At 43.9% G+C, this 1,060-nt stretch carries 1 protein-coding gene; it reads left to right on the top strand.

The features are described 5' to 3' along the window. The first annotated feature begins 119 nt into the window (after positions 1-119). Positions 120-935, top strand: coding sequence for an aminoglycoside O-phosphotransferase APH(3')-Ia (locus HMPREF2787_RS08685; protein ID WP_000018326.1), 816 nt, complete (start codon positions 120-122; stop codon positions 933-935). Positions 936-1,060: the final 125 nt, after the last annotated feature.

The following is a 1,060-nucleotide window of genomic DNA, read 5'->3' as shown; positions in this document are numbered from 1 at the left end:
GTTTATCACCACCGACTATTTGCAACAGTGCCAACCCATGTTATATTGCACAAGATAAAAATATATCATCATGAACAATAAAACTGTCTGCTTACATAAACAGTAATACAAGGGGTGTTATGAGCCATATTCAACGGGAAACGTCTTGCTCGAGGCCGCGATTAAATTCCAACCTGGATGCTGATTTATATGGGTATAGATGGGCTCGCGATAATGTCGGGCAATCAGGTGCGACAATCTATCGATTGTATGGGAAGCCCAATGCGCCAGAGTTGTTTCTGAAACATGGCAAAGGTAGCGTTGCCAATGATGTTACAGATGAGATGGTCAGACTAAACTGGCTGACGGCATTTATGCCTCTTCCGACCATCAAGCATTTTATCCGTACTCCTGATGATGCATGGTTACTCACCACTGCGATCCCCGGGAAAACAGCATTCCAGGTATTAGAAGAATATCCTGATTCAGGTGAAAATATTGTTGATGCGCTGGCAGTGTTCCTGCGCCGGTTGCATTCGATTCCTGTTTGTAATTGTCCTTTTAACAGCGATCGCGTATTTCGTCTCGCTCAGGCGCAATCACGAATGAATAACGGTTTGGTTGATGCTAGTGATTTTGATGACGAGCGTAATGGCTGGCCTGTTGAACAAGTCTGGAAAGAAATGCATAAGCTTTTGCCATTCTCACCGGATTCAGTCGTCACTCATGGTGATTTCTCACTTGATAACCTTATTTTTGACGAGGGGAAATTAATAGGTTGTATTGATGTTGGACGAGTCGGAATCGCAGACCGATACCAGGATCTTGCCATCCTATGGAACTGCCTCGGTGAGTTTTCTCCTTCATTACAGAAACGGCTTTTTCAAAAATATGGTATTGATAATCCTGATATGAATAAATTGCAGTTTCATTTGATGCTCGATGAGTTTTTCTGATAGTTAGTCTTTGTAGAGACACAAACCTGAAATTCCGGACACCGCGCTTCAGGACATCTCCCTGGACGCCGATATCTGGCAGTATCCGGACGGGGCACTGTTGCAAATAGTCGGTGGTGATAAAC

Origin of the sequence: Corynebacterium sp. HMSC061H03 (assembly GCF_001838215.1) — a bacterium.
Classification (GTDB): domain Bacteria; phylum Actinomycetota; class Actinomycetes; order Mycobacteriales; family Mycobacteriaceae; genus Corynebacterium; species Corynebacterium jeikeium_D.
Note: the sequence above shows the minus strand (reverse complement) of the source record. Positions and strands in the feature narration are given on the sequence as shown.

What these genes read in the sequence shown, in the direction of transcription:
- HMPREF2787_RS08685 (WP_000018326.1), top strand. Translation starts at nt 120, where the DNA reads ATGAGCCATATTCAACGGGAAACGTCTTGCTCGAGGCCGCGATTAAAT.